This window comes from Dyella sp. (genome assembly GCF_036568765.1).
Classification (GTDB): Bacteria; Pseudomonadota; Gammaproteobacteria; order Xanthomonadales; family Rhodanobacteraceae; genus GSA-30.
In genome coordinates, this window is the sequence record NZ_DATCRY010000039.1 from 1 (window position 1) to 7,721 (window position 7,721).

Sequence of the window (7,721 nt, forward strand, 5' to 3'; positions counted from 1 at the left end):
AGCCAGAGATCGGCGGCGTCCAGGCAAGCCGACGAGCAGCCGGCATCCGTGACCATGAATACCTTGCCACGCGGTTGCTCGATATCGGGTGTCGGTGCGGGCTTCTCATCGTCCGCGGAACTGGTATGGAAAAATACCTTACCTTCGGTGCGCGCTTTTTCCATGCCGGCGACGACCGATTCGGCCCATACGAGCGCATCGTGCGACCCGTTCGCACTGGCGCGCTCCTTATCGGCAAAGGCCTGCAAGGTAGCGATGTTGCCGGTAGACGCCCGCCAGTCAACCGCATCGGAACCGATTTGGGCCCGATCGACGCGACGCTTGCCCCAAATCGCTTCAGCGATCCTTCGGCTCCAGTCTGAAGAGCCGCCATGGTTGCCGCGAGCATCAAGCACGATGGCCGGAGCTTCGATCAGTGTCTTGCGTTCTTTCTTGAGCTCGGCGATCAGCGGTAGCAACGCCTTGCTGGCGGGGCCGTCGGGGTCGCCGTCGAAGTCGCTCAATGCGATCCAGACGGTGCCATCGTTCAGCACACGCATACCGATAGGGTCTTTGGCGCGCGTCCATGCCTGGTTGCGACGCTTTGCCAGTTCGTCGTCGCCGATCGGCCTCCATTCGAGCGCGATGGATCGTGTTTGACCCGCCACCTCGAACTGGCAGTGCTCGGGGCGCTTGATCCATGGGTTCTGCTGGTCCACAAACAATAGCTGGCCTGCCGAAATTCGCGTGGCATAGAGCGACCAGCGGCCTACGAATGTGCCGACATTCTCCTGTGCCAGCCGATCCGCCGGTATGTCGTCGCATGCGATCAGACGTGCGCCCAATGGCAGCGGAGCGTGGTCCTCGCGCGATATCACGCGCTGGCTACCGTCACGATCGAAACCGGTCAGGAATCCGGGCCAACGCAAGGGCACCACGGGCGGCTTGGCTCCTTTCGCGATCGAGAAACGCAAATGCCCGTCGTCGAAACTCGCCGCATAAGCGCTCATGGCATACCCATAGCTGGCGTAGTCGCGCGTGGTTTGCGCACGCTTCAAAGCCAGTGCCAAGCCTTTTTCGTTGGCCTGGGCAAAGCCAGGATTCTGTGGATCGACCGGGCCGGGATGGTTGGCGGCGATATCGTCGTGCATTGCTTGCGCATCCATACGCAATATCGCGCTCCAGGAAGGTTTACCTTCCGAAGCGTTTCCCCGAGTCTCGCCGTAAAGTGTCGCGGCCATCAACGCAATGCCGGCCATGCAGGAGAATCGTTGCCACCCTTCCAGCACCATCGGTTGCCTCCCCCCGTTACGGTCGTCACGTATAGGGAAACGCCGCCCTCAGGCGGCGTCTCCATCGGCGATGGGAACGAAAATCAAGCCGCCTTCTTGCCTGCCAGCTGCCGCAGCACATACTGCAGGATGCCGCCATGGCGGAAGAACTCCCGTTCCTTCGGCGTCAGCAGCAATACCTTCACGGTAAATGCCTTCTGGCTGCCGTCGGCGGCAGTGGCGGTGACCTTTGCGGTCTTCGATTCGCCGCCGTCCAGGCCAACAATGTCGAATGTTTCCTTGCCGGTCAGACCTAGCGACTGTGCATTTTCGCCATCCTGGAACTGGCACGGCAGCACGCCCATACCGACCAGGTTGGAGCGATGGATGCGCTCGAAGCTCTCGGCGATGACGGCCTTGACCCCAAGGAGCAAGGTGCCTTTGGCCGCCCAGTCGCGCGAGGAGCCGGTGCCGTACTCCTTGCCAGCCAACACGACCAGCGGGGTCCTGTCGGCCTTGTACTTCATCGCCGCATCGTAGATCGCCATCTGCTCACCGCTGGGCACGTGCAGTGTATAGCCGCCTTCCACACCGTCGAGCATCAGGTTCTTGATGCGGATGTTGGCGAACGTGCCACGCACCATCACGTCGTCGTTGCCGCGGCGCGAACCATACGAGTTGAAATCCTTCGGTTCGACGCCGTGAGAGATCAGGAAACGCCCTGCAGGGCTATCCTTCTTGATCGATCCGGCCGGCGAAATGTGGTCGGTGGTGATCGAGTCGCCGAACAGGCCCAACACCCGCGCGCCGTGAATATCCTCGATGCTTCCCGGCTCCTTGCTCATGCCTTCGAAGTAGGGCGGATTCTTGATGTAAGTGGAATCGTTCCACTGGTACACCGAACCGTCCGGTGAGGCGATGTGGTTCCAGCGGCTATCGCCCTTGAAGACATCCGCATAATTCTTGGTGAACATTTCCGGATTGATCGCGCCGGCGATGATGTCGGAGATTTCCTGGTTGGACGGCCAGATGTCTTTCAGATAGACCGGCTTGCCATCGCTGCCGGTGCCGAGCGGCTGGGAGGTGAGGTCGATATCCAACGTGCCGGCCAGCGCATAGGCCACTACCAGCGGTGGCGAGGCCAGGTAGTTCATCTTCACTTCCGGATGTACGCGGCCTTCGAAGTTGCGGTTGCCGGACAATACCGAGGCGACGGCCAAGTCGCCTTCGCCGATACCCTGACTGATTTCGGGCGGCAGGGGGCCGGAGTTGCCGATACAGGTGGTACAGCCGTAGCCGACGATATAGAAACCGACCTTTTCCAGCTCCTTGAGCAGGCCGGTTTTCTGCAGGTAGTCGGTGACTACCAGGGAGCCCGGGCCGATCGAAGTCTTCACCCAAGGCTTGGCGGCCAGGCCTTTGGCCGCAGCTTTCTTGGCCAGCAGGCCCGCGCCGAGCATGACGGCCGGGTTGGAGGTATTGGTGCAGGAGGTGATCGCGGCAATGACGACCGAGCCGTCCTTGAGCTCGAAGTTCTGGCCATTGCGCGTCACCGACACGCTGCCGTCGCCAATGGCATTGGCCTCGTTGCCGATGGCCGCTGCGCCGCCTTCGCCGGCATAGCGCGAAGCATCGCCGTTGCGCGGTTTGCGGTTGGCGGTCAGCGGCCCCACGGCGTCGTGGAAGCTCTGCTTGACGCCTTCGAGCAAGACACGGTCCTGCGGGCGCTTGGGGCCGGCCAGCGACGGTTTGACGTCGGCCAGGTTCAGTTCCAGCGTCGTGGTGAAACGTGGCTCATGGGCGTTCTGGTCGTGCCAGAGACCCTGCGCCTTGGCATAGGCTTCGACCAGGGCGATCTGTTCTGCGCTGCGGCCGGACAAGCGCAGGTAGTTCAGTGCTTCCTGGTCGACCGGGAAAATACCGCAGGTCGCACCGTACTCGGGCGCCATGTTCGCGATGGTCGCGCGATCGGCAATCGGCAGATACTTGAGGCCGTCGCCGAAGAACTCGACAAACTTGCCGACCACACCGAGCTTGCGCAACATTTGCGTGACGGTGAGCACCAGATCGGTCGCGGTGACGCCTTCACTCAGCTTACCGGTCAACTTGAAACCGACCACTTGCGGAATCAGCATCGACGACGGCTGGCCGAGCATCGCGGCTTCTGCTTCGATACCGCCCACGCCCCAACCCAGCACGCCGATGCCATTGACCATGGTGGTGTGGCTATCGGTACCGAACACCGTATCCGGATAAGCCCACGACTGACCGTCGACGTCGGCGGTGAAGACCACACGTGCGAGATGTTCCAGGTTTACCTGATGCACGATGCCGGTGCGCGGCGGTACTACTTTGAAATTGTTGAACGCCTTCTGGCCCCAGCGCAGGAACGAATAGCGTTCCTGGTTACGTTCGAATTCGATTTCGACGTTCTTTTCCAGTGCCGCTTCAGAACCGAACACGTCCACTTGTACGGAGTGATCGATGACCAGCTCGGCCGGTGCCAGCGGATTGATCTGCGTGGCATCGCCACCAAGCTTGATCACCGCGTCGCGCATGGCGGCAAGGTCCACCACGCAAGGCACGCCGGTGAAATCCTGCAATACAACACGCGCAGGCATGAAGGCAATTTCGGTATCGGGTTCGGCCTTGGCATCCCAGTTGGCGATAGCCTCGATTTCTTTCGAAGTGACATTGACGCCGTCTTCCTGGCGCAGCAGGTTCTCCAGGAGGATCTTCAGCGAATAGGGAAGAGTCTTCAGGTCGAAACGTTGACCGAGCTTGGTCAGGCTGGCGATCTGGTACGAGCTGCCGTTGACAGTGAGCGTGTCGCGGGTGGCGAATGAATCCAGCATGGTCGGGAACTCCTTTGCAAAGCGGACGCTGGGGGCGTAACGGACGATCCTAATGCAGCGCGCGTGAGGGGAATCGTAAGGGGGCCTCACACCGACACTGCCCAGTTTTGGGACAAATGCCGCGACGTGCAAGCGACGATACGCCTGGTTTGCATTGCAAGATTTCGAACGCTGGCGGAAATGTTGTCTTGCGTTGCGGCGACCCTGCCACGACTGGCAAAATAGGCGGCTGCAAGTTTCCGTAACTGGGCATGGGAATTGGCTTTTCCCCCTGCCGCTCCCCAGCCGGCCCGCCGGTTCCGGACGCGCCCCTGGCGCGCCCGGCGGCCCAAGGGCTATGCCACACGCAACTCTTTAGGACTTCGATCGCATGCTTACCGCTTATCGCCAACATGTCGCCGAACGCGCCGCCTTGGGCATTCCCGCGCTGCCGCTCTCGGCCCAGCAGACCGCCGACCTGATTGAACTCCTGAAGAATCCGCCCGCCGGTGAGGAAGCCTTCCTGGTCGACCTGATTGCCAACCGCGTGCCTGCGGGTGTGGACGATGCGGCCAAGGTGAAGGCCTCGTACCTGGCGGCGGTGGCGTTCGGCACGGAAAAGTGCACGTTGATCAGCCGCGAGAAGGCGACCGAGCTGCTCGGCACCATGCTCGGCGGTTACAACATCCATCCGCTGATCGAACTGCTCGACGATGCGCAGGTCGGTGCGGCTGCCGCCGAAGGGCTGAAGAAGACCCTGCTGATGTTCGACGCCTTCCACGACGTCAAGGACAAGGCGGACAAGGGCAATGCCAACGCCAAGGCCGTGATCCAGAGCTGGGCCGATGCCGAATGGTTCACCAGCCGTCCGGAAGTGCCGGCCAGCCTGACCGTGACCGTGTTCAAGGTGCCGGGCGAGACCAATACCGACGACCTGTCGCCGGCGCCGGACGCCACCACGCGTCCAGACATTCCGCTGCATGCGCTGGCGATGCTCAAGAACAAGCGCGAGGGCGCGCCTTTCCAGCCGGAAGAAGACGGCAAGCGCGGACCGATCCAGCAGATCCTCGACCTGAAGGACAAGGGCCATCTGGTTGCCTATGTCGGCGATGTGGTCGGCACCGGTTCCAGTCGCAAGTCCGCCACCAACTCGGTGCTGTGGTGGACCGGCGAGGATATCCCCTTCATCCCGAACAAGCGCTTCGGTGGCGTGTGCCTGGGCTCGAAGATCGCCCCGATCTTCTACAACACCATGGAAGACGCCGGCGCTCTGCCGATCGAACTGGATGTGTCCCAAATGGAGATGGGCGATGTCATCGAGTTGCGACCGTACGAAGGCAAGGCGCTGAAGAACGGTCAGGCGATCGCCGAGTTCCAGGTCAAGTCCGACGTGCTGTTCGACGAAGTGCGCGCAGGCGGCCGCATTCCGTTGATCATCGGCCGTGGCTTGACCGCCAAGGCGCGCGAAGCTCTCGGCCTGCCGCCGTCCGATCTGTTCCGCTTGCCGCAGAACCCCGCCGATACCGGCAAGGGCTTCACCCTGGCGCAGAAGATGGTCGGCCGCGCATGTGGTTTGCCAGAAGGCCAGGGCGTGCGTCCGGGTACCTATTGCGAACCGAAGATGACCTCGGTCGGTTCGCAGGACACCACCGGTCCGATGACTCGCGACGAGTTGAAGGACCTGGCCTGCCTGGGCTTCTCCGCCGATCTGGTCATGCAGTCGTTCTGCCATACGGCGGCTTATCCGAAGCCGGTCGACGTCAAGACGCATCATGAGCTGCCGGCCTTTATCTCCACGCGCGGCGGCATCAGCCTCCGCCCTGGCGACGGCGTGATTCACTCCTGGCTCAACCGCATGCTGCTGCCCGACACCGTCGGTACCGGCGGCGATTCGCACACGCGCTTCCCGATCGGCATCAGCTTCCCGGCGGGCTCCGGCCTGGTCGCTTTTGCCGCGGCCACCGGCGTGATGCCGCTGGATATGCCCGAGTCGGTGCTGGTGCGTTTCAAGGGCGAGTTGCAGCCGGGTGTGACGCTGCGCGATCTGGTCAATGCGATCCCGCTGTATGCCATCAAGCAGGGCCTGCTGACGGTTGCCAAGCAGGGCAAGAAGAATATTTTCTCCGGCCGCATTCTGGAGATCGAAGGGCTGCCGAACCTCAAGGTGGAGCAGGCGTTCGAGCTGTCCGACGCGTCGGCCGAGCGTTCGGCGGCCGGTTGCACGGTCAAGCTCAACAAGGAACCGATCATCGAGTATCTCAACAGCAACATCGTGCTGCTGAAGTACATGATCGCTCAAGGCTATCAGGATGCCCGCAGCCTGCAGCGCCGCATCAAGGCAATGGAGGCGTGGCTGGCCAATCCGCAATTGCTCGATCGCGATGCCGATGCCGAATACGCCGCGGTGATCGAGATCGATCTGGCCGACGTGCACGAGCCGATCGTTGCTTGCCCGAACGACCCGGACGACGTGAAGACGCTGTCGGAGGTTGCCGGTGCGGCGATCGACGAAGTGTTCATCGGGTCGTGCATGACCAACATCGGTCACTTCCGCGCGGCGTCGAAGCTGCTGGAGGGCAAGCGCGACATCCCGGCCAAGTTGTGGGTGGCACCGCCGACCAAGATGGACCAGCAGCAGCTGACCGAGGAAGGTCACTACGGCGTGCTCGGTGTGGCCGGTGCGCGCATGGAAATGCCCGGCTGCTCGCTCTGCATGGGTAACCAGGCGCAGGTGCGCGAAGGCGCCACCGTTTTCTCCACCTCTACCCGTAACTTCCCGAACCGTCTGGGCAAGAATACCAACGTGTACCTGGGGTCGGCGGAGCTGGCGGCGATCTGCTCGCGCCTCGGCCGCATCCCGACCAAGGACGAGTACATGACCGACATCGGCGTGATCAATGCCAATGGCGACAAGATCTATCGCTATATGAACTTCGATCAGATCGCCGAGTTCAAGGAAGTGGCCGATACGGTTGCTGCGTAAGCGCTGTCCTGATTGTGCAGAACAAAAAGCCGGCGTTTAGCCGGCTTTTTGTTTGCGTTTCATGGATATGCCGATGAGAGCAGGGACGAGTAGCGAGGGCGCGCTACTGAGCGACAAGGGGCAGCATAGATGCCAGGGAAGTGCGGCGATACGTTCCCGGGTTCACCGCAACGCACATTTGTACGCCCTCGCTACTCGTCCCTCGTCCCTTTGCCCGATGCCAGCTATCCTCCCTCCATGATCTCCTCCCATCTCGCCGTCGTCTCTCTGCGTGACCTCACCCTGGTCCAGGCGGTGCATCGCCACGGTAGCTTCAACAGCGCGGCGCGGGCCATGCACATCAGCCCCTCCGGCTTGTCGCACCAAGTGCAGAAAGTGGAGCAGGCCTTGGGGTCGCCGTTGTTCGAACGTGGCGGGCGGCGTGTCGTGCCGACAGCGAGCGGGGCGAGGTTGCTGGAGCAGATCGATGCCTTGCTGGTGGCCGCCGATCATCTGCAACAGGCAGCCAAGGCGGGGGCGACAGCGTTCGGAGGCGAGTTGCGGTTGGGGGTGCTGGCCACTCTGGGGCCATATCTGCTGCCGCATTTGATTGCGCCGTTTCCGCAACATTTCCCGGGGGCGCGCCTGAGCCTGTCCGAAGGCAAGCCACGCGGT

The 7,721-nt window shown here is 62.1% G+C and carries 4 protein-coding genes; 2 read left to right on the plus strand and 2 right to left on the minus strand.

Annotated elements, in window-relative coordinates:
• A partial coding sequence (locus tag VIM98_RS03370) for a hypothetical protein (RefSeq protein ID WP_331991683.1) occupies positions 1-1,145 on the minus strand: 1,145 nt, incomplete at its 3' end.
• A 209-nt stretch (positions 1,146-1,354) separates the two neighbouring features.
• On the minus strand, positions 1,355-4,105 hold the full coding sequence (acnA, locus tag VIM98_RS03375; protein ID WP_331991684.1) for an aconitate hydratase AcnA: 2,751 nt from the start codon (positions 4,103-4,105) through the stop codon (positions 1,355-1,357).
• A gap of 370 nt (positions 4,106-4,475) precedes the next feature.
• Between acnA and acnB the strand changes: the two genes are divergently transcribed.
• The gene (gene acnB, locus VIM98_RS03380) at positions 4,476-7,067 is read left to right on the plus strand and encodes a bifunctional aconitate hydratase 2/2-methylisocitrate dehydratase (protein ID WP_331991685.1); all 2,592 of its coding nucleotides are present in this window, start codon (positions 4,476-4,478) and stop codon (positions 7,065-7,067) included.
• Between the two features lie 237 nt (positions 7,068-7,304).
• Positions 7,305-7,721: LysR family transcriptional regulator (locus tag VIM98_RS03385; RefSeq protein ID WP_331991686.1), on the plus strand; the 417-nt coding region annotated here is incomplete at its 3' end.